Here is a 25,306-nt window from a genome sequence, read left to right as displayed (position 1 = left end):
ACGCTAGCCGCCCTGGCGCGCCAGCGTGCGCAGCGCGTCGAGCAGCCGGTCGATCTCGTCGTCGCGCGTCAGGTAGCTGACCGAGGCGCGCGCGATCTGCGTCAGTCCGCGCGCGTTCATGTCCAGCGGCGTGTACGGCACGCCGTTGCTGCCGATGATGATGCCCTGCGCCGCCAGGGCGCGCTGCACCGCGGTGGCTTCGTGCCCGGCGAGATTGAACGACACCAGGCCCGAGCGTTCGCGGCCCTGGTCCAGTACCTCGATGCCGGCAATCGCGGCCAGCTCCGTTCGCAGCGCCTGGGCGACCGTGTCGATGCGGGTCCGGATGGCGTCCAGGCCGATGTCGAGCGCTTCGCGCAGCGCGTTGGCCTGGCCGCAGCGCAGCGCCAGCGAGGCCTCGGCGGATTCGAAGCGCGCCGCGTCGGCGCGCACTTGCGGCTGGCCGTCGGCGTCCAGCGGCGCGGAATAGGTGTCGACGAATGCCGGCGTCAGCCGTGGCAGGAAGTCGCGCCGCACGTACAGCAGGCCGGTGCCGCGCGGGCCGCGCAGGGCCTTGCGCCCGGCGCCGCTCAGCACGTCGCAACCGACTTCGGCGACGTCCACCGGCAATTGCCCCACGGCCTGCGCCGCGTCGATGAAATACGGCACGCCGGCGGCGCGCGCCACGCGGCCGACGGCGGCGGCCGGATTGATCAGGCCGCCGTTGGCGGGTAGCCAGGTCAGCGCGATCAGCCGCACCCGTTCGTCCAGCATGGCTTGTAGCGCGGCCGGATCGACGCAACCACTGTCGTCCGACGGGATCGTCTCGATCGAGGCGCCGGCGCGTTGCGCCGTCAGCCGCATGGCGGAGAGATTGCCGCCCCATTCATGGCGTCCGACCAGGATGCGATCGCCCGCTCGCCATGGCCCCAGCGCCGCGAAGGCCGCGCCCCAGCCGGGCGAATTGCCGCTGGTCAGGGCGATTTCGTCGGGCTGGGCGTTGAGCAGGCGCGCCGCCAGCTGGCGCGCCTGCTCGGTCGTTGCACGCGCGGCCACGCCCGCCTCCATCGGCCCCTGCTCGGCTTCGCGCCGCAGATGGGCCTGGATGGCGTCGAGGGTGGCGGCGGACGGCAGCGAGGCGCCGGCGTGGTTGAAGTGGACGGTGGTGCGCGTGCCGGGCGTGGCGGCGCGCAGCGCTTCCAGGACGGCGGGAGTCAGGACGGCGGACATGGCGATTCCAGGAAAGTCGCGCCGGGCGGCGGCCCGGCGTCGCGGCATCAGGCGGGGGTGAGCGCGATGACCGCTTCCACTTCCACCGCCACGCCTTGCGGCAGCGAGGCCACGCCGACCGCGCTGCGCGCATGGCGGCCGGCGTCGCCGAACACCTCGACCATCAGGTCCGAGGCGCCGTTGGCCACCGCGCTCTGGCGGTTGAAGTCCGGCGTGCTGGCGACGAACACGCCCAGGCGCACCACGCGCGCCACGCGATCGAGGCGGTCGCCGGTGGCGGCGGCGATCTGCGCCAGGATGCCCAGCGCCGACAGGCGCGCGGCGGCGACGCCGTCGGCCTCGGAAATCTGGTTGCCCAGCTGGCCCAGGAACGCCGCCTTGCCGCCGGCGCGCGAGATCTGGCCCGAGATGTACAGCAGGTTGCCCTCTTGCACGAAGGGGACGTAATTGGCGGCGGGCGCGGCCGCGGGGTCCAGCGCAAGGCCGAGTTCGGTCGCGCGGCCGGAGATCGTACGGGTCATGGAGTCACCTGAGAAACGGGGAAAGGAAAGGGTGATCCCCATGCTATCGGCGCGCGCCGCGCCTGACCAATCAATTATTGCGAACCACGTATGAGTAAAAGTAATGCGTCAGCCTTCCGCCGCGGCCCGCATCAGCCACGCCTGGAATGCCTGGGCGGCGGCATCGGCCTTGCCGCGCGGGCTCACGAACCACCAGCCGATGCGCGGATCGTCCAGGGTGGTGCCCGGCAGGGCCTCGACCAGGGCGCCGCTGGCCAGCTGCGCGGCGATCATGCGGTGGCGGCCCATGGCCAGGCCCTGCCCCGCCAGCGCCGCCTCGACGACGATGTTGTAGTCGTGCAGGTGCACGGTCTGGGCGCGGCCGAGATCCAGGCCATGATGGCGCGACCACGTGTCCCACTCGAACGGATGCCGGGTGTGCGAGACCAGCAAGGGATGGCGCAGCAGGTCCGCCGGCGTGCGCGGCCGTCGCCGGCCCGCCAGCAGCGCGGGGGCGCACACCACCGACAGCCGCTCCGCCATGATCCGGCGCGCCTTGACGCCCGGCCAGGTGCCACGGCCGTAGCGGATGGCCACATCGACTTCGCCGCCCGCCACGTCGGCCAGGCCGATGTCGGGCAGCAGTTGCAGGTCGATGTCGGGGTGGGCCGCGGCGAAGTCCGCCAGCCGCGGCGCCAGCCAGCGCGTGGCGAATGACGCCAGCAGGCCGACGCGCAGCGTGTGGCGCGCGGCGGCCGGCGCGCGGATGTCGTCGGTGCCCTGGCGCAGCAGCGTGAACGCGGCATGGACCCGCTCGTAATAGGCCTGCCCGGCCGGCGTCAGCGCCACGGCGCGGGTGCGGCGCTCGAACAGCGCCACGCCCAGTTCCGCCTCCAGCCGCTGGATATGGTGGCTGATGGCGCTCTGGGTGACGAACAGCTCTTCGCCCGCCAGGCTGAAGCTCAGGCGCCGGGCGGCGGCCTCGAAGGCGCGCAGCGAGACCAGGGCGGGCAGGGATCGATTGGATCGCATGGGGCGGGCGGTGGCGGAAAGGACCGGACGGGGCAGTATCCGGCGGGCGCCCCATTCTCGCAAATCAGGCGCGGGCGGGGAATCGGGCCAGGTCGGCCGCGGTGATCGGCTTGCTGCGCTGCACTTCATGCCGCACGATGCGCAGCGCCTGCTGATGCGGCGGCTGGTCCGCAGGGACGTCCCAGGCGCCCGCCAACAAGGGCGAGGCGGGATCGAGGAGGCGGAAGGTGAGATCCATCAGCAGATACGAGGCCGTGGCCTGGGCTTCCGGCGGCGTCTGCGCGGGCCAGCCTGCCAGATCGCCGGTTTCACAGATCCACAGGATCGCATTGACGGCATCGGCCTGGTGTCGCTTCATGACCGCGATGTCCGGCAGCGGGGCCGAGGCGTCTCGCACGATCCAGGGGTTTTTCTGCAGCAGCCCGAACACGAGTTCAAAGGCGGCCTTGGCGTCGACGGACTTCGTTTGGGAAGGCATGGGAAAGCGGCTGGGACCCGGGCATCACGGTTGACTCGATGTCCATCGTAGAACCATTTCACCCCGCACCCGGGCCTCGACGGCCCGATCGAGGGGGGACACCGTCCGAGTTTGGCGGGGTGTTCCAGGCGTTCGCCCATGCAAAAGGCCCGCAACACGTTGCGGGCCCTTCAGTACTGCATTCTTTGGCTCCCCGAGCTGGGCTCGAACCAGCGACCTGCGGATTAACAGTCCGTCGCTCTACCGACTGAGCTATCGGGGAACAGGTAGAGGGGGCGAATTATGCACAAATTTCGCGGGGAATGCAAAACGACCCCGCGGGCCGTGGGTTCATGACGGTTGGGCGTCAGGGCGATCCCTTATCATGGCAACCAGAAGGTTCGCGACCTCTCACGTTTTTTCTGGGTTTCACACATGTCTTCGTTCGACATCCAACTGTTGCTTACCGCCCTGGTAAGCGTCCTGGTGCTGGTCGCACTCATCGTCTCGCGCATCCGCATGCATCCGCTGCTGGCGCTGCTGATCGTGTCCATCGGCGTCGGGTTCGCCACCGGCATGGAGCCGACCGCCATCGTCAAGAACCTGACCGACGGCGCCGGCAAGACCCTGGGCGCGGTGGGCGTGGTGATCGCGCTGGGCGCCATGCTCGGCAAGATCCTGGCGGATTCGGGCACCACCGAGCGCCTGGCCAATGCCATCCTGAACCGCACCTCGGCGCGCATGATCCCCTGGACCATGACGCTGGTGGCCTTCATCATCGGCATCCCGATGTTCTTCGAAGTGGGCCTGGTGGTGATGCTGCCGCTGATCTTCAGCGTGGCCCGCAAGCTGGAAGGCCAGGAACGCTTCAAGGGCTCGGCCTACGTGTACGTGGGCGTGCCGGTGATCTCGGCGCTGGCCGCCATGCACGGCATGGTGCCGCCGCATCCCGGTCCGCTGACGGCGATCGCCAGTCTCAAGACCACGGTCGGCCCGACCATGATCTACGGCTTCCTCGCCGCCCTGCCCGCCATGATCCTGGGCGGTCCGCTGTATGGCGCCTTCATCGCGCCGCGCATGACGACCCGCCCGGACGAAGCCCTGCTCGAGCAATTCACCGCCGTGCGCGCGGCCGATGCCGGCCATTCCGTGCCCGGCGTGGGCCTGGGCGTGCTGGCGGCCCTGCTGCCCGCGCTGCTGATGCTGCTGCACGCGGTGGCCGAGATGCTGTTGCCCAAGACGTCGTCCCTGATGCACGTGGCGGCCTTCCTGGGCAATCCGCTGGTCGCCATGCTGCTGGGCGTGCTGTTCGCGGCCGTGGCGCTGGTGCTGGCGCGCGGCGGCGACGCCGAGAAGCTGCGCGACGCGCTCGGCAAGAGCCTCAAGCCGATTGCCGGCATCATGCTGATCATCGCCGGTGGCGGCGCCTTCCAGCAGGTGCTGACCAGCGCCAAGGTCGGCGACGCCATCGTCCACCTGACCCACCAGTTCGCGTTCCCGCCGCTGGTGCTGGGCTGGCTGATCGCCATGCTGCTGTCGGTGTCCACCGGGTCGGCCACGGTCGGCATCGTCGGCGCGGCTGGCCTGCTGGCGCCGCTGGCCGGCGCCGATCCCTCGCTCAACCTGCCGCTGCTGGCGCTGTCGATCGGCTGCGGCTCGCTGTTCTTCAACTACGCCAATCACGCCGGGTTCTGGATGGTGAAGGAATCCTTCGGCATGACGATGGGCGAGGCCACCAAGACGATCTCGGTGGTGCAGTCCATCGTGGCGGTGGTTGGCCTGGTGATGGTGCTGCTGTTCAACATGCTGCCCGCCTTGGGCTGAAAGAGCGGCGTCGACGGTCGGAATCCGCGGTTCAGCGGACGGCATTCGGAGTGGCGCCCAATGCAAAAAGCCCGGCCTTTCGGCTGGGCTTTTTTACTGGTTTCATGCTGAAACCATCTTCTTCAACGGTGACGGTGGGCCTGCATCTTCCCGTGCACCTTGTCTGATTCCAACGCTGCCACTGGTAATTGCTCGCACCCCAAAGTCCGTAAGGGTCAGTTCTCGGACTTTAATTACTGCACCGGGCTTCGAAATGAGCTTGGATTCTTTGACGAAAGTCTCAGATGGCTTCTTGGTGGCAGTGTTCATATCAATACCTTTTCGTGACAAAGTCGCTAATGGCCTTGGTGCCAGCGCCAACAATTTCCACAACATCATCGCGTTCGAAGAGAGCGCGGTCACTTGAATCCAAGTAGATCACGCCAATCGGGTGCTGTCCAGAGCGGTCCAGAACGGGGACTGCCATTGCAGAGTAGCGTCCGGGCCCGAGTTTGCGAGCTTCTGCTTCGGTGTATCCCCATTCGTGTACTAGTTCGGTGCGAAGTTGCTCTTCTGTCCCGTTTTGGCTGGACATCACCAGAGGCTTCTTATTCCTGATTGCTCTGCCGGTTATACCTGTATGGATTGGAAATTTCCGGCCAACACCCTCGCCATTCGAACCTGCGTAATTGATGATCTGCTCGATCTCCCGCGGATCATGAATTGGGGGTACGACTCGGTGAAAGGTCGCGCGGATGTCAGCCCCGCATTTGCGTTTGTTGCACCACTCTGAAAGCATGGTATGCACAGTAGATACCGCTGCATAGAGCCCTTCATGGATGACGTCCGGGCCCTCCTTTTGATCTTCGGCGCGAGCAGTTGCGACCCGAACTATGGTTGCCAAGATCAACCAGACGCAGGCTGCGGTTGCTAGTCCAAATATCCACTCGTCAAACAGGGTATCTCGCCAACTTTTCACTGCGGCCGAACCTGCCACGATGATAGGAGGCCCGTTAAACAGGACTTCTCTGGGCCACTTTTTTTGCCAGAAGCGTTTTCGTTGTGCCCCCGGAAGATGATTTGTGTTCATGCTGCCGAGCCTCATTGAGCCAAAGAGTGGGCAGGATTGTAGCTTAACGTTACAGCTCGGAAGGTGGCCGCCCCATCTGCCGGTTTGGCATATCAGACGGATGGCGTGCTTCTGGTTTTGATACGACCTAGCCCTCTCTTAGGTGAGATGAAGCCAATTTAGGGGGGCGTTCGGGCGATAAAAGCCGTGCCATTTTGGCTGGTGTCTTGGGAGGGGGATGGTGCCGGTGAAAGGAATCGAACCCTCGACCTTCTCATTACAAGTGAGCTGCTCTACCAACTGAGCTACACCGGCGTGGCGCGCCAGGGGCGCGCGCAGGGACTGCATTGTAATGAAAAAAGGAGATTCTTTCCGGCGTGCATGCGCGTCATTCCGGTCGCGCGCCCGTCGCGCAGCGCCGCTTGGCTTCCCAGCCGCCAAGACGCTCGGCGCGCAGGGCGCGCCAGAATTCATCCGAACAGAAGTAGCCGCTGATGCCGCTGTGCGGATAGGCCGGCCGCACGCCGAATTGCCGCGGCAGGCGCCAGAAGCAGCGGTCCTGGATGGCGCCGCGGTCCAGCACCAGCGGCGTGCCCTTCAGGTACGAGAAGCAGCCGCCGGCTTCGTAGCCGGCCCGGCCCATGCCCTTGGAGAACTCGGTCTTCTCGATGATGACGGCGTCCACGCGCGGCGGGCACAGCAGCAGGTGGTAGGTGCGGAACGGCCGGCTCTTGCGGCCGACGATCATGGTCTCGGCCTCGACCGGCAGGAAGCGGTGCGTGTCGGGTTCGAGCGTTTCCATGAGTTCGCGCACCCGCGCATTGACCAGGAACGGCCCGCCGTCCCATCCGACGATCGCGGGAACGCGGCCGGTGCTGCGCAGGGTCAGGCGGATCTGACGCGGGATGTTGGCAAGATCGTCGTCCGACAGGGTGTCGAACAGGCACAGCTTGGCGACCAGCTGGCGGTCTATCTGCGGCATGAACTGGGTGGATACGCCGCCGGCGGGCGTCATTCCGATCAGGTACGGCATGGGCGGGGCATCACTCCTGGAAGGCCGGGGACGGCGTGCGCCGCGACGGACGCGGCGGGCCGCGCGGGCCCGATACAGGCGTATGAGACGGGATTTTGCCCAGATATGCAAATGATACGCATTCTTATCCTGGGTTTCAAAAAATCGCCATGCAATGGCGCGTCACATCGGCGGCGGCCAGACGTGACCGCGCCGCCCGGGCCTGGGGCCAGGGCGGCGCGGGGGACCTGCCGGATTACTTGACGATGGTCAGGCGCGGACGCTTGGGCTCGTCGTCGCCGCCGTCATCGCCGGGGGCGGCATCCGCCTCGGCTTCGGACGGGACGCTCTCGGACGCGTTCTGCGCGCCCGGGGCCGGCGGTTCGTAGGGCTGCACTTCGAAGCCCATGCCGGCGCCGGTTTCGCGCGCATAGATGGCGCTGACGGCGCCCACCGGTACGTAGACGTTTTCGGTCACGCCGCTGAAGCGGGCCTGGAATTCGATGAATTCGTTGCCCAGCACCAGGCGGTTGGTGGCCAGCGTACCCACGTTCAGGGTGATCTGGCCGTCGCGCACGTGGGCGACGGGCACCATGGTGTGCTCGTCGACCTGCACGGTGATGTACGGCGTATAGCCGTTATCGGTGCACCATTCGTGCAGCGCGCGGATCAGATACGGTTTGGTCGAAGTTTCACCCATCACGCGACAACCTTAGCGACGCATCACTTTTTCCGAAGGCGTCAGCGCTTCGATGTAGGCCGGGCGCGAGAAGATGCGTTCGGCGTACTTTTGCAGCGGAGCCGCGTTCTTGGGCAGTTCGATGCCGTAGTGGTCCAGGCGCCACAGCAGCGGGGCCACGGCCACGTCGAGCATGGAGAATTCCTCGCCCAGCATGTACTTGTTCTTGAGCAGCATCGGGGCCAGCTGGGCCAGGCGGTCGCGAATGTTCTGGCGGGCGTTGGCCAGCTTCTTCTCGTCGGGCTTGGCGCTGCGGTCTTCCAGCGTCGAGACGTGGACGAACAGCTCTTTCTCGAAGTTGTACAGGAACAGGCGGGTGCGGGCGCGCATGACCGGATCGGCCGGCATGAGCTGCGGGTGCGGGAAGCGCTCGTCGATGTACTCGTTGATGATGTTCGACTCGTACAAGACCAGGTCGCGCTCGACCAGAATGGGCACTTGACCGTACGGGTTCATCACCGAGATGTCTTCGGGCTTGTTGTACAGGTCGATGTCGCGGATCTCGAAATCCATGCCCTTTTCAAACAACACGAAGCGGCAGCGTTGCGAAAACGGACACGTGGTTCCGGAATAGAGCACCATCATGGCGATAAATCCTTTATGAAAAACGAAAGGCCAGCGCCCTAATCTAGCAGGCGCTGGCCCCGATTGCCAGGCGGGGGGTAGGCATACAGCCCTAACCCGCCATTATCCACCGCCACGAAAATGGGGGCAGATACGCCTGGCGGGGCGTTGCGGTTAGCGCACGTGTTTCCAGTAAGAGGCGTTCAGGCGCCACATCACCAGGAAGAACAAGAGCAGGAACAACATGACACCGACGCCCAGCTGGACGCGGAAGGTCTGGACGGGTTCGGCCATCCAGGCCATGAACGCGGTCAGGTCGGCGACGTCGTTGTCGTATGTTGCGATTTGGGCCGGGTTGGCGGCCTTGAATTTGGCCTCGAAGGTGGCATGGCCGTGGTAGCTGGCTACCGGTTCGGCCTTGACCGTGGAAAAACCTTGCGCATCGTACACCGTCGTGACGCGTTCCCACGACTGCGGCGCGCCGTCCTTGCCTTCGACCTCGTGCATCGCCACCGTGGTCAGCTCGCGCGGACCCTGCCGTTCCCACAGCGCGTGCGGCATGCCGACGGCCGGGAACACCAGGTTGTTCCAGCCCGTGGCACGCGAGGTGTCACGGTAGAACGTGCGCAGGTAGGTGTAGATGTAGTCGGAACCCGAGGGGCCGGCGTTGACGGATTTGGCGCGCGCGATCACGGACAGGTCCGGGGGCGTGGTGCCAAACCACTTCTTGGCGTCCTTGGGCGTCATGGCGACAGTCATCATGTCGCCGACCTTCTCGCCGGTGAACAGCAGGCTTTCCTTGATTTGCTGGTCGGTCAGGCCAATGTCCTTGAGCTTGTTGTAGCGCATCGAGGATGCGCTGTGACAGTTCAGACAGTAGTTGACGAACAGCTTGGCGCCGTTTTGCAGCGACGCCATGTCGTTGACGCGGTAAGGCGCCTTGTCCAGCGGATAGCCGCCCTCGGCGGCGAACGTGGCGGTACACGTGAGCAGCATCAACGCCACGGCACCCATCAGCTTCTTGATCATGGTCAGTCCGTTATTCTCGTGGGCTCAGTGGGCGTGGAACGTCACGCGGTCAGGCACTTTCTTGAAAGTGCCCAGGCGGCTCCAGACCGGCATCAGGAAGAAAAATGCCAGGTACAGCAGCGTGCCGATCTGCGACGTGATGTTCAACGGCGGACTGGGCGGCTGCGTACCGATGTAGCCGAGCACCAGGAAGTTGACCATGAAGATGCCGTAGATCCACTTGTGCCAGGTGGGGCGGTAGCGGATCGACTTGACCGGGGAATGGTCCAGCCACGGCAGGAAGAACAGGATGACCACGGTGCCGCCCATGGCGACCACGCCCCAGAACTTGGCGTCGATCGCGCGCAGCAGCACGGCCACGACGATCAGGATGCCGGGGACGGCGATGCGCATGAAGCCCTTCAGGTTGCTCTTGACGAGCAACGCGATGGCGCCCAGCACCGAGGCGCCGGCCAGCACCCACGTGAACTCGTCGGTGGTGGCGCGCAGCATCGAGTAGAACGGCGTGAAGTACCAGACCGGGGCGATGTGCGGCGGCGTCTTGAGCGAGTCGGCCGGGATGAAGTTGTTGAACTCCAGGAAGTACCCGCCCATTTCCGGCGCGAAGAACACGATGAAGGCGAACACCAGCAGGAAGCCCGCGACGCCGACCAGGTCGTGCACCGTGTAGAACGGATGGAACGGAATGCCGTCCTTCGGCCGACCGTACTTGTCCTTCGGGCCCTGCTTGATCTCGATGCCGTCCGGGTTGTTCGAGCCGACTTCGTGCAGCGCCACCAGGTGCGCTGCCACCAATCCCACCAGCACCAGCGGAATGGCGATGACGTGGAAGGCGAAGAAGCGGTTCAGCGTGGCGTCGGACACGACGTAGTCGCCGCGGATCCAGATCGACAGCTCGGGGCCGATGAACGGGATGGCCGCGAACAGGTTCACGATCACCTGTGCGCCCCAGTAGGACATCTGGCCCCACGGCAGGAGGTAGCCGAAGAATGCTTCGGCCATCAGACAGAGGAAGATCGCGACGCCGAAGATCCAGACCAGCTCACGCGGCTTGCGGTACGAGCCATAGAGCAGGCCGCGCAGCATGTGCAGGTAGACCACGACGAAGAACATCGAGGCGCCGGTCGAGTGCATGTAGCGCACCAGCCAGCCCCACGGGACTTCGCGCATGATGTATTCGACGGATTGGAACGCGCGCTCGGCGTCCGGCTTGTAATGCATGACCAGGAAAATGCCGGTCACGATCTGCAGCACCAGCACCAGGAGTGCCAGCGAGCCGAAGAAATACCAGAAATTGAAGTTTTTCGGTGCGTAGTATTCGGACAGATGCGCTTTCCAGGTGGAGGTCACCGGGAAGCGCCGATCCAGCCAGCCCAACAGGCCTGTCGTCTCGACGGTTTTCTCGCCAGCCATGTAACGGCTCCTTCTCTAATACGTGGCGTATTTGTTTTACTTACGTAATTCGGGAAAAAAGCGCGACGCGTGCGTCAGGCCTTGTTGTCTTCATCAACGCCCACGATGATGCGGGAGTCGGTGAGATACTGGTACGGCGGAACTTCGAGATTATCGGGAGCGGGCTTGTTCTTGTAGACCCGGCCTGCCAGGTCGAACGTAGAGCCGTGGCACGGACAGAGGAATCCGCCTTGCCAGGAAGCGCCCATGCCGCCACCGCCGCCAGTTTCGAAGTGCGAGGTGGGCGAGCAGCCCAAGTGGGTACAGATGCCGACGCAGACGAACAGTTCGGGCTTGCGCGAGCGGCCCTCGTTTTCTGCGTATTTGGGAGTGAAGCCGGGCCGTTTGGAGTCGGGATCCGCCAGGAGCGCGTCCTGGGTCTTGAGGCCGGCGATCTGTTCAGGAGACCGGTGGATGATCCAGACCGGTTTGCCACGCCATTCCACGGTTTTCATGGTGCCGACGGGAATGTCGCCCACGTCGACTTCGACGGGGGCGCCGGCGGCGCGGGCTTTTTCAGAAGGAGAAAACGTGCTCACAAGCGGTATTGCCGTTGCGACACCTGCTACGCCACCCACAGCACAGGCGGTGGTTACCCAGAAACGTCGCGAAGGATCGGGCGGCAGATTTGGATCAACCGCACCGTCATCATCATGCACCAGCGTATCCTGACTCATCTTCCTATCCTTGTTGATGCGCCCGCTCTACGAGTAGCATCACTTCTGCGGCATCGGCTTCGCGGGAATATGTAACAACATAGCAACCGCGTATTATAGCGCCAGCCTACTGGTGGGCGTATCACGAAGGGAGTGCTTTTATGAGCAAAGCAACTGGTTTCGTCAAAGAATTCCGGGATTTCGCTGTCAAAGGCAATGCGGTCGATTTGGCGGTTGGTGTGATCATCGGGGCGGCGTTCGGCAGGATCGTCGATTCGCTGGTCAAGGATATCGTCATGCCTCTGGTGAACTTCGTGCTTGGCGGGTCCGTTGATTTCTCGAACAAGTTCCTGGTGCTGTCGATGCCTGCTGGTTACAACGGGCCGATGACGTATGCGGATCTGACGAAGGCGGGGGCCAATGTTTTCGCCTGGGGGAATTTCGTCACGATCATCATCAACTTCGTGTTGCTGGCGTTTGTGATCTTCTGGATGGTGAAGGCGATCTACAAGGCGCGCACGAAGGCCGAGGAAGCGCCGGCGCCGGCGGCTCCGGCTGCGACGCCTGAGGATGTGGCGTTGTTGCGCGAGATTCGGGATTTGTTGAAGAGGCAGCCTTGAGCTGAAATGGAAGAGCGCCCTGTGGGGCGCTTTTTTATTGGTTCAGCGGTTGTTTGCTTGCGGAGGTTGTGGGCTTCGTAGGCCGCCCGGCGCGGGTGGTCGCGGGCGGGGCGCGCCTGCGATTGCGGTCCGGAGCGTTCGCTCCGGACTGCCCCGTGCTCAACCTCGTTGCCGCCTTTGGCGGCTGCCTTCGGTTTCCGCCGGGCGCATCTGACGGCGCGCCCCGCCCGCGACCACCCGCACCGGGCTACCGGTTTCGAGGTTCCAAGCGCTGCTGGACCCAGGCGGCATGGGAGAGGGTTGTGTTGCCCGCCAAAACCGGCTGCGCGGGCAGCCGGTTTTGGCATACGTGCTGCGGGGGCGCGCTGGGATCAGCGTTGCGGGCATGCCCTTCGTTGCTGTTACACCGGGTTGTCGAGGTCCACGAATTCGACCTTGATGCCGAAGCGTTCCGCCACGGCATGGCCCAGGGCCTGGATGCCGTAGCGTTCGGTGGCGTGGTGGCCGGCGCCGAGGAAGGCGACGCCGGTTTCCTGGGCGAGGTGGAAGGTGGATTCGGAGGCTTCGCCGGTGATGTAGGCGGTGGCGCCGGCGTCGATGGCGTCGGCGAGCATGCCTTGGGCGCCGCCGGTGCACCAGGCGATGCGGGCCAGGGGCTGGTCGGGGTTGCCGACGACCAGGGGCTGGCGGCCCAGGCGTTGCTGGATGCGGGCGGCGAGCTGGCCGAGGGTGGCGAGGTCGGGGGCGGCGCCTAGCCAGACCAGGTTGTCGGGGCCACAGGTGCGCGGGGCGCCGTCGTCGCGGCGTTCGGGTTGCAGGCCCAGGACGCGGGCCAGCTGGGCGTTGTTGCCCAGGGTGGGATGGGCGTCCAGGGGCAGGTGGTAGGCGTAGAGGTTGAGGTCGTTCTTCAGGGCCAGCGCCATGCGGGTGCGGCGCGTGCCGATGACGCGGCGGTCCTCGTTGCGCCACATCCAGCCGTGATGGACCAGCACCGCGTCGGCGCCGCGTTCGACGGCGATGCGCAACAGGGCTTCGCTGGCGGTGACACCGGTGATAATGTGTCCGACTTCGGATCGACCTTCCACCTGCAGCCCGTTGGGGCAGTAGTCTTTGAAACGGGCGGCTTGCAGGGTGTCGTCCAGCCAGGCGGCCAGGACGTGGGAGTCCACTTTACTCATTGCTAGTCCTATCAGAAACATGCGCCGATATTGGCTGATCTTCGCTCAGGCCGTCACGGTCTGCCTGGGTATTCTATTCGTCGTCACCACCTTGCGGCCGGATCTGCTGCGGCTGGTCGGGCCGGACGCCGCGCCCGCCGCGACGCTGCCGCCGGTTGCCGCGGCCGCGCGGCCGGTGGCGGGAGCCGTGTCCTACGCCGATGGCGTGGCGCGCGCGGCGCCGTCGGTGGTCAATGTCTACACCACCAAGCACGTCGACGTGCCGCTGGTGCCGCTGCCGGACGATCCGATCCTGCGTCAGCTGTTCGGCCAGGTGCCGGGCGTGAGCCGGCGCCAGGCCAGCACCAGCCTGGGCTCGGGCGTGGTGGTGAACCATGACGGCTACGTGCTGACGAATTATCACGTGGTGCAGGCGGCCGACGCAATCGAGGTGGCGCTGGCGGACGGGCGCAAGGACACGGCCAAGGTGGTGGGCGCGGATCCGGACACCGACCTGGCGGTGCTCAAGCTGGCCAGCCTGCGCAACCTGCCGGCGGCCACGCTGGCGCCGGACCGCGGCCTGCGGGTGGGCGACGTGGTGCTGGCGATCGGCAATCCGTTCGGCGTGGGGCAGACCACCACGCAGGGGATCGTGTCGGCGCTGGGCCGCAACGGGCTGGGCCTGAATACCTACGAGAACTTCATCCAGACCGATGCCGCCATCAATCCGGGCAATTCGGGCGGCGCGCTGGTGGATGCGCAGGGCAATCTGGTGGGCATCAATACCGCGATCTATTCCGAGTCCGGCGGCTCGATGGGCATTGGCTTCGCCACGCCGATCGACATCGCCCGCAAGGTGATGGACGAGATCGTCAAGACCGGCGGCGTCAAGCGCGGCTGGCTGGGCGTGGAGCCGCAGGACCTGACGCCTGAGCTGGCGCGCGCGTTCCAGCTGGAGCGCGATGCGCGCGGCGTGATCATCGCCGGCGTGCTGCGCGACGGCCCGGCCGCCAAGGGCGGCCTGCGCGTGGGCGACATCGTGCAGACGGTGAACGGCAAACCGATGATGGACACGTCGGGGCTGCTGGCCGAGATCGCGCAACTGACGCCGGGACAGCGCGCGACGCTGGGCGTGTTGCGCGGCGGCAAGGTGGCCGAGCTGACGTTGATGGTGGGCACGCGCCCGGGGCTGCCGCGCTAAGAATTCGGCGCTGGCCGCGAGCCGCGGTGGCGTGGGCGTGGCGCTACGGTCCGGCCTTGGGCAGGCTTGGCGTTTGCGGGCGACCGGGGCGACGGGGGCGGCACGGGGCGTCGAGCACCAGGCGCACCACCTGCAGCACGCGCTTGCGGGTGGCCTCGGGCTGATCGCGCAGCAGCGCGCAGATTTCGATGCAGTAGGCGTCGGATTGCTGGGCTTCATGCGGGGCCGGCGCGGCGGCCTGCACGACCATGCCGTCGGCCAGCCAGGGCACCTGCGTGTCCAGCGCCTGCGCCAGCCGCAGCAGCGTGGCGCGGGTGGGCGCGTAGCGCTCATCGCGGGTGAGGATGCGGTGGATGCAGGACTGCGGCACGCCGGAGATGCGGGCGAGCTGGTTCTGGCTTTTGATGCCGCGCCACCGCATCAGGGCGCGCAGGCGTAGGGCGAGCGACATGGCCGCAATGTAAGTTTGCAGCCCGCGCGGGACAAGCGGAAACCGTCCGTTTGTGCGAAAAAAAACGGGGGCCACCGGCCCCCGCTTCGCTCGAACGCGATGCGCCCGGTTGCGTTCGCTCAGTTGCGTTCAGTCAGCGAGCCGTCATTGGCGGCCTCCTCGGCCCCGGCCTTGGGCGTGACCATGCGCGCGCAGATCAGTCCCAGTTCGTACAGCAGGCACAGCGGCACCGCCAGCATGAACTGGCTGACCACGTCCGGCGGCGTCACCACCGCGGCGATGATGAAGGCGCCGACCACCACGTAGCCGCGCGCGCTCTTGAGCTTGGACAGCTCCACCACGCCCATGCGCACCAGCAGCACCACGGCCACCGGCACTTCGAAGGTGATGCCGAACGCCATGAACATGGTCATGACGAAGCTCAGGTAGGCCTCGATGTCCGGCGCCGGCGTGATCGACTGCGGCGCGAAGGTGGCGATGAAGTGGAAGACCGTGCGGAACACCACGAAATAGCAGAACGCCATGCCGGCGATGAACAGCAGCGTGCTGGAGATGATGAGCGGCAGCGCCAGCCGTTTCTCGTGCTTGTAGAGGCCGGGGGCGACGAACGCCCAGGCCTGGTACAGCACCACCGGCAGCGCCACGATGAAGGCGGCCATCATGGTGACCTTGACCGGCACCATGAAGGGCGTGATGACGCCGGTGGCGATCATGCGCGTGCCCTGCGGCAGCGAGGCCAGCATGGGCTGGGCCAGCACGTCATAGATGGCGGAGGCGCCGGGGTAGATGAACAGGATGATGAACACCACCACCACCGCGCTGACGGCGCGCAGCAGGCGGGTGCGCAGTTCGACCAGGTGGGAGATGAAGCTTTCCTGCTGGCCGTCTTCTTGGGAGGCGTCCTGGGTCACGTTGCGGTTCCGGGGGGCGTGGCGGGCTTGGCGGCCGGCGGGTGGTCGCTGGCGGCGGGCGCGTCGGCCGCGGGCGCCGGGGTCGGCGCGGGTTGCGGGGCGGGAGCGGGCTGGACTGCCGGCGCGGCGGCGGGCGGATCCAGGTCCAGGCTCAGGTTCGGGTTGGGCGGCGCGATGATGCGCGGCGGCTCGGCCGGCTGGGCGGCGTGCGGCGTCATCAGCGGGTTGGCCGCCGGGGCCGGCGCGGCGCCGGTCGCGGCCGTATTGGCGGGCGCGGCGTGCGGGTCGGCGGGGGCGGTGGTTTCGGCGCCGGCCGTCAGCGCGGGCTTGCCGCTGGCTTCACGGGCGACTTCGTCGAGTTCGGCGCGGAATTGCTGCACCGGCTCCTGCAAGGCGTTGTGGGTGTCGTTCAGGGACTGGTGCACATCCTGCGCCGCCGTCTCCATTTCGCTCTTGAATTTGCGCAGTTCGTCCAGCTCGATCTCGCGCTGGATATCGGATTTCACGTCATTGACGTAACGCTGCGCGCGGCCCAGCAGGTGGCCGACCGTGCGGGCGACCTTGGGCAGGCGTTCGGGGCCGATGACGATCAGCGCGACGACGCCGATCACCATCAGTTCAGTGAGGCTGACATCAAACATTCGACGGCCGCTCGGGAATTGAGGCAATTAGGGCCGGCCGGTTCAGGCCGGGCCCGGGGGAGCAGGCGCTCAGGTGTTGGACTTTTCCTTGGCCTGCACGTCGATGGTGTCGCCGGCGACGCGCTGCTGGGCAATGGGCTCGGCCGGCTTCTCGCCGTTGGCGTCCTTCATGCCTTCCTTGAAGCCCTTGACGGCGCCGCCCAGGTCGGAACCGATGTTACGCAGTTTCTTGGTGCCGAAAATCAGCGCCACAATGACCAGAACGACCAGCCAATGCCAAATGCTAAAGCTACCCATGATGGTTCTCCGTATTACGCAGTGGGGGCCATGCGCCCTTTCCAGGGTCGCTGACCGCCGATGATGTGGAAATGCAGATGCGGGACTTCCTGGCCGCCTTCGACGCCAGAATTGATCATGATGCGAAACCCGCCATCAGGGCCCGGGCTACAACCGTTTTCAGCGGCAAGCCGCGGCGCCAATGCCATCATTCTACCCAACCAACCTGCGTCCTCGGCCGTAATATCCTGCATGGATATGACATGACGTCGAGGTATCAGCAATAAATGCACCGGCGCGGCCGGGTTGATATCGTGGAATGCAACAAACTCCTCGTCCTCGTAGACCTTCTTGGACGGGATTTCGCCGGCGGCGATCTTGCAGAAGATACAGTTGGCGCTCATTTTTCCGGTTCCGTGTCAGTCCTGGGGACGGCTGGCCTTCTCGGCCAGGCCCGACAGCCCTTCGCGGCGGGCCAGTTCGGCCAGCACGTCGTCGGGCCGCAGATTGAAGTGCGTCAGCGCGACCAGGCAATGAAACCACAGGTCGGCGGTTTCGCTGACGATGCGTTCGGGCACGCCATCCTTGGCGGCCATGACCAGTTCGGTGGCTTCCTCGCCGATTTTCTTGAGGAAGGCGTCGGGGCCCTTGGACAGCAGCTTGGCCGCGTACGAGGCCTTGGGATCGCCGCCGTTTTCGGGGCGGCGGGTTTCCAGGGTGTCGGCGATGCGGGCCAGGACGTCGTGGGCGGTCAGGGGCGAATCGGTCATTTGTAGATCAGCTCGGGGTCTTTCAGCACCGGGTCCACCGTGACCCAGGTGGCCTGGTCGGTCTGGCCTTCCAGGCGGCGGTAGAAACAGCTGGCGCGGCCGGTGTGGCAGGCGATGCCGCCTTCCTGGTGCACCTTGAGCAGCACCACGTCACCGTCGCAATCCAGGCGCAGTTCATGCACCTGCTGCACGTGGCCGGATTCCTCGCCCTTGCGCCACAGGCGCTGGCGCGAGCGCGACCAGTACACCGCGCGGCCGGTGGCGGCGGTCTCGGCCAGCGATTCGCGGTTCATCCAGGCCACCATCATGATCTGGCCGTTGTCGGCGTCCTGCGCGATGGCGGGGATCAGGCCGCTTTCGTCGAAGACGACGTCGGCCATCCAGCTGGGTTCGTTGCTCATCTTCACATCCTCACTGCAATGCCCTGCTCGGCCATGAAACGCTTGCACTCGCCGACCGTGTGCTGGCCGAAGTGGAAAATGCTGGCCGCCAGCACCGCGCTGGCGCGGCCCGTGGTGACGCCGTCGGCCAGGTGCTGCAGCGAGCCGACGCCGCCCGAGGCGATGACGGGCACCGGCACCGCGTCCGAGACGGCGCGGGTCAGTTCCAGGTCGAAGCCCGACTTGGTGCCGTCGCGGTCCATGCTGGTCAGCAGGATCTCGCCGGCGCCGTAGGCGGCCATGCGGCGGGCCCAGGCCACGGCGTCCAGCCCGGTGGCCTTGCGGCCGCCATGGGTGAACACTTCCCAGCGCGACGGTTCGCCCGCGGCCGAGACCCGGCGCGCGTCGATCGCCACCACCACGCATTGCGAGCCGTGGTAGTCGGAGGCCGCGCGCACCAGTTCCGGATTGGCCACGGCGGCGCTGTTGATGCTGATCTTGTCGGCGCCGGCATTGAGCAGGCGCTGGATGTCCGACACCTGGCGCACGCCGCCACCCACCGTCAGGGGGATGAAGACCTGCGAGGCGACCTGCTCGATGATGGGCAGGATCAGGTCGCGGCCATCGCTGGTGGCGGTGATGTCCAGGAAGGTGAGCTCGTCGGCGCCCTGCTCGTTGTAGCGGCGGGCGATTTCGACGGGATCGCCGGCGTCGGCGAGGTTGACGAAGTTGACGCCCTTGACGACCCGGCCGGCGGTGACGTCAAGGCAGGGGATGATGCGGCGGGTCAGCGCGCTCTGGGCGGGCGCGCCGGCCTCGGGGGACCTGCTGGCGGTGTTCATTTGGCCAATTCGTCGGCGCGCGCTTGCGCCGCCTGGAAGTCGAGCGTGCCTTCGTAGATGCTGCGGCCCAGGATGGCGCCTTCGACGCCCTCTTCCTCGACGGCGCACAGCGCTTCGATGTCCTGGATGCCGGCGATGCCGCCCGAGGCGTACACCGGGATGCGCACGTGCTGCGCCAGGCGCACGGTGGCCTCGACGTTCACGCCCGACAGCATGCCGTCGCGGCCGATGTCGGTGTAGATGATGGCTTCGCAGCCGTAGTCCTCGAACTTCTTGGCCAGGTCGAGCACGCCGTGGCGGGTCAGCTTGCTCCAGCCGTCGGTGGCGATCTTGCCATCGCGGGCATCGAGGCCGACGATGATCTGGCCGGGGAAGGCGCCGCAGGCGTCCTGCAGGAAGCCCGGGTTCTTGACCGCGGCGGTGCCGATGATCACGTAGGAAATGCCGGCGTCGAGGTAGCGCTCGATGGTGTCGAGGTCGCGGATGCCGCCGCCGATCTGGACGGGGATGTCGTCGCCGACGGCGTCCAGGATGGCCTTGATGGGCGCTTCGTTCTTGGGCTTGCCGGCGACGGCGCCGTTCAGGTCGACCAGGTGCAGGCGGCGCGCGCCCTGCTCGAGCCATTTGGAAGCCATGGAGGCGGGGTCTTCGGAGAACACCGTTGCATCGTCCAGGTCGCCCTGGCGCAGACGCACGCAGCGTCCGTCTTTGAGATCGATGGCGGGGATCAGCAGCATGGTTGGCAGCGGGAAAATATGGGGTTGAACGGGCTGGAGCGCATGGGCCAGAGCGGTGTGCTGATGGCTTACGGCTGCCAGTCTACAAAATTGCGATACAGGCGCAAACCGTGCTCGGCGCTCTTCTCGGGGTGGAACTGCACCGCGAAAATGTTAGCTGCCGCCACCGCGCAGGTAAAGGCGACGCCATAATCGGTTTCACCAACGGTCAGGCTCGTATCGGCCGGGTCGGCGTAATAACTATGGACGAAATAGAAATGCGTGTCGTCCGGAATGCCGTCCCAGATAGGGTGAGAGCGCGTCTGGCGGACTTTGTTCCATCCCATGTGCGGGACTTTCAGCAGTTCGGGGCGGGCGTCGACCGGGCCGGCGGCGCCGGTGTCGGCCAGGCAGGCTGCGTCGTCGCCGGCGGCGAGGTCGGCGAAGCGCGGGCCGGCAAAGCGCCGCACCACGCCGGGGAACAGGCCCAGGCAGGGGGTGGCGCCCTCTTCGCTGGAGTCGAACAGCATCTGTTCGCCCACGCAGACGCCCAGCAGCGGCTTGCCGCGGGCGGCCTTGACGACCGCTTCGCGCAGGCCGGATTCATTCAGGGTGCGCATGCAGTCCGCCATGGCGCCCTGCCCGGGAAACACCACGCGGTCGGCCGCGTCGATTTCATGGGGCTGGTTGCAGATGCGGATGTCCGCGTCGGGGGCGGCGTACTTGAGCGCGCGCGCGACGGAGTGGAAGTTGCCCATTCCGTAGTCGACGATGGCGATAGTGGTCACTTCGGTTTACCTGATGCGTGGCGGGAGGTCGCGGACGTTACAGCACGCCCTTGGTCGAGGGGACGACGTCGCCCATGCGGGGGTCGACTTCGATGGCCATGCGCAGCGCGCGGCCACAGGCCTTGAAGACCGTTTCGCATTGGTGGTGGGCGTTGGTGCCGCGCAGGTTGTCGATGTGCAGGGTGATCAGCGCGTGGTTGACCAGGCCCTGGAAGAATTCGCGCGTCAGGTCGACGTCGAAGGCGCCGATGTGCGAGCGCGTGAAGGGGATGTGGTATTCCAGGCCGGGACGGCCCGAGAAGTCGACCACCACGCGCGACAGCGCTTCGTCCAGCGGCACGTAGGCGTGGCCGTAGCGGCGCAGGCCGGCCTTGGTGCCGACTGCCTTGGCGATGGCCATGCCCAGCGTGATGCCCACGTCTTCCACCGTGTGATGCGCATCGATGTGCAGGTCGCCCTCGGCCTTGATGTCGAGGTCGATCAGGCCGTGGCGCGCGATCTGGTCCAGCATGTGGTCCAGGAAGGGCACGCCCGTGTCGATCGTCTGCTTGCCGGTGCCATCCAGGTTGATGGCCACGCGGATGCGGGTTTCGTTGGTGTTGCGGGTGATCTCTGCGGTACGCATGTCAGGACTCGATTAGGCACTCAGGATGTCTTGCAGTGCCGATAGCAAAGCGGCGTTCTCGGCTGGCGCGCCCACCGAGATGCGGAGGCAGCCGGCCAGGAGCGGGTGGGCGTTGGAGAAGTTACGAACCAATATTTTGCGCTGTTTCAGGGCAAGATGCACGGCGTTGCCGTCCAGCTTGCCGGAAAAGCGGGCGAGTACGAAGTTGGCGGCGGAAGGGAATACCCTGACGCCGGGCAGAGCCGCCAGGGCCGCGGCCAGCGGCTCGCGGTCGGCGCGCAGGCGCGCGGCCTGCTGGTCCAGCACCGGCTTGTGGCGCAGCACCGTCAGCAGCGCGGCCTGGGTCAGCACGTCCAGGTTGTAGGGCGGGCGCACCTTGTCCAGTTCGGCGATCCAGTCGGGGTGGCCGGCCAGGTAGCCGAAACGCAGGCCCGCCAGGCCGATCTTGGACACCGTGCGCATCACCACCACGTTGGGCGCGTCCAGCAGGCGCGGCATCCAGCTGCGGTCGGTAAAGGGCTGGTAGGCCTCGTCCACCACCACCAGGCCGGGCGCGGCGGCGATGATGGCGGCCATGTCCTCGTCCGACCAGGCGCCGCCGGTGGGATTGTTGGGCACGGCCAGGAACACCACCTTGGGCTGGTGTTCGCGGATCGCGGCCAGCATGGCCGGGAGATCCAGGGACAGATCATCGGTGAGCGGCACGCCGACGAAGCGGGCGTGGTCGAAGCGCGCCGCCATGTCGAAATAGACGAACGACGGCCACGGCGCCAGCACCACCTCGCCCGGGTTGCAGCAGGCCTGCACCACGATGTGGATCAGCTCGTCCGAACCGTTGCCGAACAGCACGCCGGCGGCCGCGGGCACGCCGAAGGCCGATTTCACGGCCTGCCGCAATTCGGACAGGTCGGCGGCGGGGTAGCGGTTCAGCGGCGTATCGCGCAGCACGCGCGCCAGGTCGTCGCGCACCGCCTCGGGCAGTTCGTAGGGCGACTCCATCGCGTCCAGCTTGATGCAGCCTTCGGCGTGGGCCACCGGATACGCGCTCAGTTCACGGATGTCGGGCCGGATGGTGCCGGCGATGCGGCCGGCGACCCCGCTCATGGCTGGTCGATCCGGTACTGGGCGCTGGCGGCGTGGGCCTGCAGGCCTTCACCCAGCGCCAGTTCGGCGGCGATGCGGCCGAGCGTCTGGGCGCCCTGGTGCGAAACCTGGATCAGGCTGGAGCGCTTCTGGAAGTCGTAGACGCCCAGCGGCGACGAGAAACGGGCCGTGCGCGAGGTGGGCAGCACGTGGTTGGGGCCGGCACAGTAGTCGCCCAGGGCTTCCGAGCTGAAGCGGCCCATGAAGATGGCGCCGGCGTGGCGGATCCTGGCGGTCCAGATTTCCGGTTGCTCGGTGGAGATCTCCAGGTGTTCCGGGGCGATGTCGTTGGCGATGCGGCAGGCTTCGTCCAGGTCGCGCACCTGGATCAGCGCGCCGCGGTTGGCCAGGCTGGTGCGCAGGATGTCGGCGCGCGGCATGGTCGGCAGGAGGCGGGCGATGGCGGCCTCGACCTCGGCGATGAAGGCGGCGTCCGGGCACAGCAGGATGGATTGGGCCAGTTCGTCGTGCTCGGCCTGCGAGAACAGGTCCATGGCGATCCAGTCGGCCGGCGTCTTGCCGTCGCAGATCACCAGGATTTCGCTGGGGCCGGCGATCATGTCGATGCCGACCACGCCGAACACGCGGCGCTTGGCGGCGGCCACGTAGGCGTTGCCGGGGCCGACGATCTTGTCCACGGCCGGCACGGTGGCGGTGCCGTAGGCCAGTGCGCCGACGGCCTGCGCGCCGCCGATAGCGAACACGCGGTCGACGCCGCTGATGGCGGCGGCGGCCAGCACGATCGGGTTGCGCACGCCGTCCGGCGTGGGCGTGACCATGACCAGTTCCTGCACGCCGGCGACCTTGGCCGGGATGGCGTTCATCAGCACCGACGACGGATACGCGGCCTTGCCTCCCGGCACGTACAGGCCGACGCGGTCCAGCGGCGTGACCTGCTGGCCCAGCACGGTGCCGTCGGCCTCGGTGTAGGTCCAGGTCTCGGCGCGCTGGCGTTCGTGGTAGCGGCGCACGCGCTCGGCGGCGGCCTGCAGCGCGTCGCGCTGGGCCGCGGGCAGCGCGGCCAGGGCCGCATGCCAGTCGGCCTTGGGGATTTCGAGCGTGTCCGCGGCCGCGTGCGGCATGCGGTCGAAGCGCTGGGTGTATTCCACCAGCGCGGCGTCGCCGCGGGCGCGCACGTCGGCCAGGATGCCGGCGGCGGCGCGGTCGATGGACTCGTCCTCGGTGGCCTCGAAGGCCAGCAGCTTGGACAGGGCGGATGCGAATCCGGGATCGCGGGAGTCGAGACGATTGATCAGGGCCATGGCGTTCAGGCGGGTGGCGGTCGCCGCATTGGGGGCGGCGGCCTGGGTCAGGCGTTGCGGGATGCGGCGCGCTCGAAGGCGTCCAGCAGCGGTTGCAGGCGTTCGCCGCGGGTCTTCAGCGCGGCCTGGTTGACGATCAGGCGCGAGGAGATCGGCATGATGTCCTCGACCGCGACCAGGTCGTTGGCGCGCAGCGTGCCGCCGGTGGACACCAGGTCCACGATGCAGTCGGCCAGGCCCACCAGCGGCGCCAGTTCCATCGAACCATACAGCTTGATGATGTCGACGTACACACCCTTGGAGGCGAAGTGTTCACGGGCTGACTGCACGTACTTGGTGGCCACGCGCAGGCGCGCGCCTTGGTGCACCGCGGCTTCGTAGTCGAAGCCGTTGCGCACGGCCACGGCCAGGCGGCACTTGGCGATGTTCAGGTCGATCGGCTGGTACAGGCCGCCGGGTTGTTCGGCAGCATGCTCGATCAGCACGTCCTTGCCGGCGATGCCGAGGTCGGCCGCGCCGTACTGCACGTACGTCGGCACGTCCGAGGCGCGCACGATGATCAGGCGCAGGCCGGGATCGCTGGTCGGCAGGATCAGCTTGCGCGAGCTTTCGGGGTTCTCGGGCACCTCGATGCCGGCTTCCGCCAGCAAAGGCATGGTTTCTTCGAAGATCCGCCCCTTGGACAGAGCCAGGGTCAGGGGCGCGAGAGGGGCATTGCTCATGCCGATTCCTTGCCGCTAGTGCGTTCAGCAACGCGTTGAATATTGGCGCCCAGGGCGCGCAGCTTGACTTCCATCCGGTCGTAGCCGCGGTCCAGGTGGTAGATGCGGTCGACCAGCGTGTCGCCATCGGCGGCCAGGCCGGCGATGACCAGGCTGGCCGAGGCCCGCAGGTCGGTGGCCATGACCGTCGCGCCGGACAGGCGGGCGATGCCGCGCACGATGGCGGTATGGCCGTCGATGTCGATGTCCGCGCCCATGCGGCGCAGTTCCTGCACGTGCATGTAGCGGTTCTCGAAGATGTTCTCGACGATCACCGAGGTGCCTTCGGCCACCGTGTTCAGCGTCATCACCTGGGCCTGCATGTCGGTGGCGAAGCCGGGGTACTCATGGGTGCGAAAGCCCACGGCCTTGGGGCGCGTGGACATGGCGCCTCGGATCCAGTCGGGGCCGGTCTCGATGGTCAGGCCGGCCTCGGTCAGCTTGTCGAGCGTGGCGCCGAGAATGCCGGCGTCGGTGTTGCGCAGCACGATGTCGCCGCCGGCCGCGCCCACGGCGCACAGGAAGGTGCCGGCCTCGATGCGGTCGGAGATCACGCGGTGCTCGGCGCCGTGCAGGCGTTCGACGCCGTCGATCACGATGCGGTCGGTGCCGTGGCCCTGGATGCGGGCGCCCATATTGATGAGCAGCTCGGCCAGATCGACCACCTCGGGTTCGCGGGCGGCGTTTTCCAGCACGGTCTGGCCTTCGGCCAGCACCGCGGCCATCAGCAGGTTCTCGGTGCCGGTGACGGTGACCATGTCGGTGCGGATCGAGGCGCCCTTCAGGCGCTTGGCGCGCGCCACCACGAAGCCGTGCTCGATACTGATGTCGGCGCCCAGCGCGGCCAGGCCCTTGATGTGCTGGTCCACCGGCCGCTGGCCGATGGTGCAGCCCCCGGGCAGGCTGACGCGGGCCTCGCCGAAGCGCGCCACCAGCGGGCCCAGCACCAGGATCGAGGCGCGCATGGTCTTGACCAGGTCGTACGGCGCTTCGAGGCTGTCGACGCGGTCGGCCTGCAGCGTCACGATGCCGTCGCTGCCGCGCTCGGCGCGCACGCCCATGCGGCCCAGCAGGCGCAGCATGGTGGCGGTGTCGTTCAGGTGCGGCACGTTGGAGATGGTCAGCGCGTCGGCCGTCAGCAGGCCGGCGCACAGGATCGGCAGCGCCGAGTTCTTGGCGCCGGAGATGGTGACTTCGCCGTGCAGCCGCGCGCCGCCGGTAATGCGGAGTTTGTCCATGG

Annotated in this window: 30 protein-coding genes and 2 tRNA genes; 3 read left to right on the top strand and 29 right to left on the bottom strand. The window is 66.8% G+C overall.

Annotation, left to right across the window (positions count from 1 at the left end; genetic code table 11):
* Positions 1-3: 3 nt before the first annotated feature.
* From I6I07_RS06375 to I6I07_RS06355, 5 genes are all read right to left on the bottom strand, one after another.
* Complete coding sequence (locus I6I07_RS06375; RefSeq protein ID WP_198486032.1) at positions 4-1,209, bottom strand: aminotransferase class V-fold PLP-dependent enzyme; 1,206 nt, start codon at positions 1,207-1,209, stop codon at positions 4-6.
* Between the two features lie 47 nt (positions 1,210-1,256).
* Positions 1,257-1,730 (bottom strand): RidA family protein, encoded by a 474-nt coding sequence (locus tag I6I07_RS06370; RefSeq protein ID WP_198486031.1) that lies wholly within the window; start codon positions 1,728-1,730, stop codon positions 1,257-1,259.
* A 108-nt stretch (positions 1,731-1,838) separates the two neighbouring features.
* Entirely contained in the window at positions 1,839-2,741 is a 903-nt protein-coding gene (gcvA, locus tag I6I07_RS06365; RefSeq protein WP_198486030.1) for a transcriptional regulator GcvA, read from the bottom strand.
* Between the two features lie 64 nt (positions 2,742-2,805).
* On the bottom strand, positions 2,806-3,219 hold the full coding sequence (locus tag I6I07_RS06360) for a hypothetical protein (protein ID WP_198486029.1): 414 nt from the start codon (positions 3,217-3,219) through the stop codon (positions 2,806-2,808).
* Positions 3,220-3,405: 186 nt separating this feature from the next.
* Positions 3,406-3,481, bottom strand: a tRNA-Asn gene (locus I6I07_RS06355).
* A 152-nt stretch (positions 3,482-3,633) separates the two neighbouring features.
* Between I6I07_RS06355 and I6I07_RS06350 the strand changes: the two genes are divergently transcribed.
* Positions 3,634-5,022, top strand: coding sequence for a GntP family permease (locus I6I07_RS06350; RefSeq protein ID WP_198486028.1), 1,389 nt, complete (start codon positions 3,634-3,636; stop codon positions 5,020-5,022).
* Positions 5,023-5,332: 310 nt separating this feature from the next.
* Here the strand turns inward: I6I07_RS06350 and I6I07_RS06345 are convergent, their stop codons facing one another.
* From I6I07_RS06345 to petA, 8 genes are all read right to left on the bottom strand, one after another.
* Positions 5,333-6,091, bottom strand: coding sequence for a GAF domain-containing protein (locus I6I07_RS06345; protein ID WP_232625923.1), 759 nt, complete (start codon positions 6,089-6,091; stop codon positions 5,333-5,335).
* Positions 6,092-6,309: 218 nt separating this feature from the next.
* Positions 6,310-6,385 (bottom strand) — tRNA-Thr (locus I6I07_RS06340).
* Positions 6,386-6,458: 73 nt separating this feature from the next.
* A complete protein-coding gene (locus tag I6I07_RS06335; RefSeq protein ID WP_198486027.1) occupies positions 6,459-7,103 on the bottom strand; it encodes an imm11 family protein in 645 nt (214 codons plus the stop codon).
* 235 nt (positions 7,104-7,338) lie between these two features.
* The gene (locus tag I6I07_RS06330) at positions 7,339-7,782 is read right to left on the bottom strand and encodes a ClpXP protease specificity-enhancing factor (RefSeq protein ID WP_006392314.1); all 444 of its coding nucleotides are present in this window, start codon (positions 7,780-7,782) and stop codon (positions 7,339-7,341) included.
* Positions 7,783-7,794: 12 nt separating this feature from the next.
* Positions 7,795-8,406: a glutathione S-transferase N-terminal domain-containing protein gene (locus tag I6I07_RS06325; protein ID WP_006388039.1), complete on the bottom strand. Its 612-nt coding sequence runs from the start codon at positions 8,404-8,406 to the stop codon at positions 7,795-7,797.
* Between the two features lie 153 nt (positions 8,407-8,559).
* The gene (locus I6I07_RS06320) at positions 8,560-9,414 is read right to left on the bottom strand and encodes a cytochrome c1 (RefSeq protein ID WP_198486026.1); all 855 of its coding nucleotides are present in this window, start codon (positions 9,412-9,414) and stop codon (positions 8,560-8,562) included.
* A 24-nt stretch (positions 9,415-9,438) separates the two neighbouring features.
* Positions 9,439-10,827, bottom strand: a complete 1,389-nt coding sequence (locus tag I6I07_RS06315) for a cytochrome b (RefSeq protein WP_198486025.1) — start codon at positions 10,825-10,827, stop codon at positions 9,439-9,441.
* A gap of 74 nt (positions 10,828-10,901) precedes the next feature.
* A complete protein-coding gene (gene petA / locus I6I07_RS06310; RefSeq protein ID WP_006392317.1) occupies positions 10,902-11,543 on the bottom strand; it encodes a ubiquinol-cytochrome c reductase iron-sulfur subunit in 642 nt (213 codons plus the stop codon).
* Positions 11,544-11,683: 140 nt separating this feature from the next.
* Between petA and mscL the strand changes: the two genes are divergently transcribed.
* Positions 11,684-12,142: a large conductance mechanosensitive channel protein MscL gene (gene mscL / locus I6I07_RS06305; protein ID WP_198486024.1), complete on the top strand. Its 459-nt coding sequence runs from the start codon at positions 11,684-11,686 to the stop codon at positions 12,140-12,142.
* Positions 12,143-12,543: 401 nt separating this feature from the next.
* On the opposite strand, the gene I6I07_RS06300 is transcribed toward mscL, so the two are convergent.
* On the bottom strand, positions 12,544-13,320 hold the full coding sequence (locus tag I6I07_RS06300; protein ID WP_198486023.1) for a Nif3-like dinuclear metal center hexameric protein: 777 nt from the start codon (positions 13,318-13,320) through the stop codon (positions 12,544-12,546).
* Between the two features lie 19 nt (positions 13,321-13,339).
* Here I6I07_RS06300 and I6I07_RS06295 point away from each other — a divergent pair, with 19 nt between their 5' ends.
* On the top strand, positions 13,340-14,500 hold the full coding sequence (locus tag I6I07_RS06295) for a trypsin-like peptidase domain-containing protein (RefSeq protein ID WP_006392320.1): 1,161 nt from the start codon (positions 13,340-13,342) through the stop codon (positions 14,498-14,500).
* A gap of 43 nt (positions 14,501-14,543) precedes the next feature.
* On the opposite strand, the gene I6I07_RS06290 is transcribed toward I6I07_RS06295, so the two are convergent.
* The 15 genes from I6I07_RS06290 to murA form a co-directional block, all read right to left on the bottom strand.
* Positions 14,544-14,951 carry a helix-turn-helix domain-containing protein gene (locus I6I07_RS06290; protein ID WP_198486022.1) on the bottom strand — a complete coding sequence of 136 codons (408 nt, stop codon included), beginning with the start codon at positions 14,949-14,951 and terminating at the stop codon, positions 14,544-14,546.
* Between the two features lie 119 nt (positions 14,952-15,070).
* Positions 15,071-15,862, bottom strand: a complete 792-nt coding sequence (tatC, locus tag I6I07_RS06285; RefSeq protein ID WP_198486021.1) for a twin-arginine translocase subunit TatC — start codon at positions 15,860-15,862, stop codon at positions 15,071-15,073.
* Positions 15,859-16,503 carry a Sec-independent protein translocase protein TatB gene (gene tatB / locus I6I07_RS06280; RefSeq protein ID WP_198486020.1) on the bottom strand — a complete coding sequence of 215 codons (645 nt, stop codon included), beginning with the start codon at positions 16,501-16,503 and terminating at the stop codon, positions 15,859-15,861. Before tatB ends, tatC begins: the two co-directional genes overlap by 4 nt.
* A gap of 69 nt (positions 16,504-16,572) precedes the next feature.
* Positions 16,573-16,800, bottom strand: coding sequence for a Sec-independent protein translocase subunit TatA (gene tatA, locus I6I07_RS06275; protein ID WP_006392324.1), 228 nt, complete (start codon positions 16,798-16,800; stop codon positions 16,573-16,575).
* Positions 16,801-16,814: 14 nt separating this feature from the next.
* Positions 16,815-17,183, bottom strand: coding sequence for a histidine triad nucleotide-binding protein (locus I6I07_RS06270; RefSeq protein ID WP_006392325.1), 369 nt, complete (start codon positions 17,181-17,183; stop codon positions 16,815-16,817).
* 15 nt (positions 17,184-17,198) lie between these two features.
* Positions 17,199-17,549 (bottom strand): phosphoribosyl-ATP diphosphatase, encoded by a 351-nt coding sequence (locus I6I07_RS06265; RefSeq protein ID WP_006392326.1) that lies wholly within the window; start codon positions 17,547-17,549, stop codon positions 17,199-17,201.
* Positions 17,546-17,950 carry a phosphoribosyl-AMP cyclohydrolase gene (hisI, locus tag I6I07_RS06260; protein ID WP_198486019.1) on the bottom strand — a complete coding sequence of 135 codons (405 nt, stop codon included), beginning with the start codon at positions 17,948-17,950 and terminating at the stop codon, positions 17,546-17,548. The genes I6I07_RS06265 and hisI overlap by 4 nt, the downstream gene beginning before the upstream one ends.
* Positions 17,951-17,952: 2 nt before the next feature.
* The gene (hisF, locus tag I6I07_RS06255) at positions 17,953-18,771 is read right to left on the bottom strand and encodes an imidazole glycerol phosphate synthase subunit HisF (RefSeq protein WP_006392328.1); all 819 of its coding nucleotides are present in this window, start codon (positions 18,769-18,771) and stop codon (positions 17,953-17,955) included.
* Positions 18,768-19,508 (bottom strand): 1-(5-phosphoribosyl)-5-[(5-phosphoribosylamino)methylideneamino]imidazole-4-carboxamide isomerase, encoded by a 741-nt coding sequence (hisA, locus tag I6I07_RS06250; protein WP_198486018.1) that lies wholly within the window; start codon positions 19,506-19,508, stop codon positions 18,768-18,770. The genes hisF and hisA overlap by 4 nt, the downstream gene beginning before the upstream one ends.
* Positions 19,509-19,576: 68 nt before the next feature.
* Positions 19,577-20,275, bottom strand: a complete 699-nt coding sequence (gene hisH, locus I6I07_RS06245) for an imidazole glycerol phosphate synthase subunit HisH (protein WP_198486017.1) — start codon at positions 20,273-20,275, stop codon at positions 19,577-19,579.
* A gap of 37 nt (positions 20,276-20,312) precedes the next feature.
* Positions 20,313-20,900, bottom strand: a complete 588-nt coding sequence (gene hisB, locus I6I07_RS06240; RefSeq protein WP_006388056.1) for an imidazoleglycerol-phosphate dehydratase HisB — start codon at positions 20,898-20,900, stop codon at positions 20,313-20,315.
* A gap of 12 nt (positions 20,901-20,912) precedes the next feature.
* Positions 20,913-22,004, bottom strand: coding sequence for a histidinol-phosphate transaminase (gene hisC / locus I6I07_RS06235; RefSeq protein ID WP_198486016.1), 1,092 nt, complete (start codon positions 22,002-22,004; stop codon positions 20,913-20,915).
* A complete protein-coding gene (gene hisD, locus I6I07_RS06230) occupies positions 22,001-23,305 on the bottom strand; it encodes a histidinol dehydrogenase (RefSeq protein ID WP_198486015.1) in 1,305 nt (434 codons plus the stop codon). Before hisD ends, hisC begins: the two co-directional genes overlap by 4 nt.
* A gap of 47 nt (positions 23,306-23,352) precedes the next feature.
* The gene (gene hisG, locus I6I07_RS06225) at positions 23,353-24,027 is read right to left on the bottom strand and encodes an ATP phosphoribosyltransferase (protein ID WP_006392333.1); all 675 of its coding nucleotides are present in this window, start codon (positions 24,025-24,027) and stop codon (positions 23,353-23,355) included.
* Entirely contained in the window at positions 24,024-25,304 is a 1,281-nt protein-coding gene (murA, locus tag I6I07_RS06220) for a UDP-N-acetylglucosamine 1-carboxyvinyltransferase (RefSeq protein WP_198486014.1), read from the bottom strand. Before murA ends, hisG begins: the two co-directional genes overlap by 4 nt.
* Positions 25,305-25,306 lie beyond the last annotated feature (2 nt).

The sequence above is a fragment of the Achromobacter deleyi genome (assembly GCF_016127315.1).
In the GTDB taxonomy this organism is placed as follows: Bacteria; Pseudomonadota; Gammaproteobacteria; order Burkholderiales; family Burkholderiaceae_B; genus Achromobacter; species Achromobacter insuavis_A.
This window is presented reverse-complemented; position numbering and strand designations above follow the sequence as displayed.

Coding starts and splice junctions, on each gene's coding strand:
- I6I07_RS06375 (WP_198486032.1), bottom strand. CDS start 1,209: ATGTCCGCCGTCCTGACTCCCGCCGTCCTGGAAGCGCTGCGCGCCGCC.
- I6I07_RS06370 (WP_198486031.1), bottom strand. CDS start 1,730: ATGACCCGTACGATCTCCGGCCGCGCGACCGAACTCGGCCTTGCGCTG.
- gcvA (WP_198486030.1), bottom strand. CDS start 2,741: ATGCGATCCAATCGATCCCTGCCCGCCCTGGTCTCGCTGCGCGCCTTC.
- I6I07_RS06360 (WP_198486029.1), bottom strand. CDS start 3,219: ATGCCTTCCCAAACGAAGTCCGTCGACGCCAAGGCCGCCTTTGAACTC.
- I6I07_RS06350 (WP_198486028.1), top strand. CDS start 3,634: ATGTCTTCGTTCGACATCCAACTGTTGCTTACCGCCCTGGTAAGCGTC.
- I6I07_RS06345 (WP_232625923.1), bottom strand. CDS start 6,091: ATGAACACAAATCATCTTCCGGGGGCACAACGAAAACGCTTCTGGCAA.
- I6I07_RS06335 (WP_198486027.1), bottom strand. CDS start 7,103: ATGCCGTACCTGATCGGAATGACGCCCGCCGGCGGCGTATCCACCCAG.
- I6I07_RS06330 (WP_006392314.1), bottom strand. CDS start 7,782: ATGGGTGAAACTTCGACCAAACCGTATCTGATCCGCGCGCTGCACGAA.
- I6I07_RS06325 (WP_006388039.1), bottom strand. CDS start 8,406: ATGATGGTGCTCTATTCCGGAACCACGTGTCCGTTTTCGCAACGCTGC.
- I6I07_RS06320 (WP_198486026.1), bottom strand. CDS start 9,414: ATGATCAAGAAGCTGATGGGTGCCGTGGCGTTGATGCTGCTCACGTGT.
- I6I07_RS06315 (WP_198486025.1), bottom strand. CDS start 10,827: ATGGCTGGCGAGAAAACCGTCGAGACGACAGGCCTGTTGGGCTGGCTG.
- petA (WP_006392317.1), bottom strand. CDS start 11,543: ATGAGTCAGGATACGCTGGTGCATGATGATGACGGTGCGGTTGATCCA.
- mscL (WP_198486024.1), top strand. CDS start 11,684: ATGAGCAAAGCAACTGGTTTCGTCAAAGAATTCCGGGATTTCGCTGTC.
- I6I07_RS06300 (WP_198486023.1), bottom strand. CDS start 13,320: ATGAGTAAAGTGGACTCCCACGTCCTGGCCGCCTGGCTGGACGACACC.
- I6I07_RS06295 (WP_006392320.1), top strand. CDS start 13,340: ATGCGCCGATATTGGCTGATCTTCGCTCAGGCCGTCACGGTCTGCCTG.
- I6I07_RS06290 (WP_198486022.1), bottom strand. CDS start 14,951: ATGTCGCTCGCCCTACGCCTGCGCGCCCTGATGCGGTGGCGCGGCATC.
- tatB (WP_198486020.1), bottom strand. CDS start 16,503: ATGTTTGATGTCAGCCTCACTGAACTGATGGTGATCGGCGTCGTCGCG.
- tatA (WP_006392324.1), bottom strand. CDS start 16,800: ATGGGTAGCTTTAGCATTTGGCATTGGCTGGTCGTTCTGGTCATTGTG.
- I6I07_RS06270 (WP_006392325.1), bottom strand. CDS start 17,183: ATGAGCGCCAACTGTATCTTCTGCAAGATCGCCGCCGGCGAAATCCCG.
- I6I07_RS06265 (WP_006392326.1), bottom strand. CDS start 17,549: ATGACCGATTCGCCCCTGACCGCCCACGACGTCCTGGCCCGCATCGCC.
- hisI (WP_198486019.1), bottom strand. CDS start 17,950: ATGAGCAACGAACCCAGCTGGATGGCCGACGTCGTCTTCGACGAAAGC.
- hisF (WP_006392328.1), bottom strand. CDS start 18,771: ATGAACACCGCCAGCAGGTCCCCCGAGGCCGGCGCGCCCGCCCAGAGC.
- hisA (WP_198486018.1), bottom strand. CDS start 19,508: ATGCTGCTGATCCCCGCCATCGATCTCAAAGACGGACGCTGCGTGCGT.
- hisB (WP_006388056.1), bottom strand. CDS start 20,900: ATGCGTACCGCAGAGATCACCCGCAACACCAACGAAACCCGCATCCGC.
- hisC (WP_198486016.1), bottom strand. CDS start 22,004: ATGAGCGGGGTCGCCGGCCGCATCGCCGGCACCATCCGGCCCGACATC.
- hisD (WP_198486015.1), bottom strand. CDS start 23,305: ATGGCCCTGATCAATCGTCTCGACTCCCGCGATCCCGGATTCGCATCC.
- hisG (WP_006392333.1), bottom strand. CDS start 24,027: ATGAGCAATGCCCCTCTCGCGCCCCTGACCCTGGCTCTGTCCAAGGGG.
- murA (WP_198486014.1), bottom strand. CDS start 25,304: ATGGACAAACTCCGCATTACCGGCGGCGCGCGGCTGCACGGCGAAGTC.